Below are 1,160 nucleotides of genomic sequence, written 5' to 3'. Positions count from 1 at the left end.
GCATCCGCCGTCCCGTTCTCTCTCACCTCTCCAGGAGCAGCCTCGCATGAGTGGCCAACCCGCAGCCCGCATCACCGACAGCGTCGTCAAGGGCAAGATCGTCACCGGCTCGCGCACCGTGCTCATCGGCAGCCAGGGGGGCCTGGCCTGCTCCGTCTGCCCAGGTGGCATCACCGTCAGCTCCCCCGTCAACCCCCAGCTCGGCGCCAAGGTCCTGCTGGGCGCACAAGACCTGGACTTCGCCTTGCCATCGGCTGCGCTGCCCGTGGCCTGGCAGCGCCAGTACAGCAGCTACGTCAACCCCGAGCACGGCGCGGCCTGCGGCCTGCTGGGCCATGGCTGGCACCTGCTGCAGGAGCTCAGCATCCGCCTGCAGGAAGAGGCCACCTTGCTGCTGGACGCCAGCGGCCGCGTCATCACCTTCGACCAGCCTCTGGCCCCGGGCGGCCAGCTGCACAGTGCCAGCGAAGACCTCTGGCTGCTGCGCGGCGGCAGCCCGGAGCCGGACGGCGGTACAGCGCCCTGGGCTGCGAACCCGCGCTGGTCGCATGTGGAGGCGGCGCTGGCGTGCAATCCCGAGGCCATCCTGGCCTTCAGCGGCGATGGCGACACCCTCTGGGGCTTTGGCCCCCCGCCCGGTGAGTCGGTCGATGGCCCCTGGCGCTTCATGGCCCAGATCGACCGCTTCGGACGCCGCCAGCTCTACCACTACAGCGACGGCAAGACCACGGCCCCGGACGTCAACGGCAGTCCGGAACCGCTGCCCGCAGGCCGCCTGGTCTCGCTGAGCGACGGCACAGGCCGGCGCTACCGGCTGCTGCACCAGCGCATCCACGGCGGCAAGGACGCGCAGGGCCTGAACGGACTGTGGGGCGCCGACGACGGCTGGCGCCTCATCGGGGTCGACCTCACGCAGGACCCGTTGCATCCCCTGTCCACCCCCATCGCTCCCATCACGCTCGTGCGCTACGGCTACAGCAGCGCAGGCGACCTCATCACCGTCCACGACCGCGCAGGCCAGCTCGTGCGCGAATTCGAATGGGACCACCACCGCATCAGCGCCCACCGCCATGCCAGCGGACCCTGGCACCGCTACCGCTACGAGAGCGCCCAGCCCGGCGCCCGCGTCATCGAACACAGCAACCAGGAAGGGCTGTCCT

The 1,160-nt window shown here is 70.7% G+C and carries 1 protein-coding gene; it reads left to right on the top strand.

What is annotated here, in order from left to right:
* Window positions 1–46: 46 nt before the first annotated feature.
* A partial coding sequence (locus tag ACF8LI_RS05525) for a DUF6531 domain-containing protein (RefSeq protein WP_392412339.1) occupies window positions 47–1,160 on the top strand: 1,114 nt, incomplete at its 3' end.

This window comes from Delftia sp. WSY_12 (genome assembly GCF_043104645.1).
Classification (GTDB): Bacteria; Pseudomonadota; Gammaproteobacteria; order Burkholderiales; family Burkholderiaceae_C; genus Comamonas; species Comamonas tsuruhatensis.
Note: the sequence above shows the minus strand (reverse complement) of the source record. Positions and strands in the feature narration are given on the sequence as shown.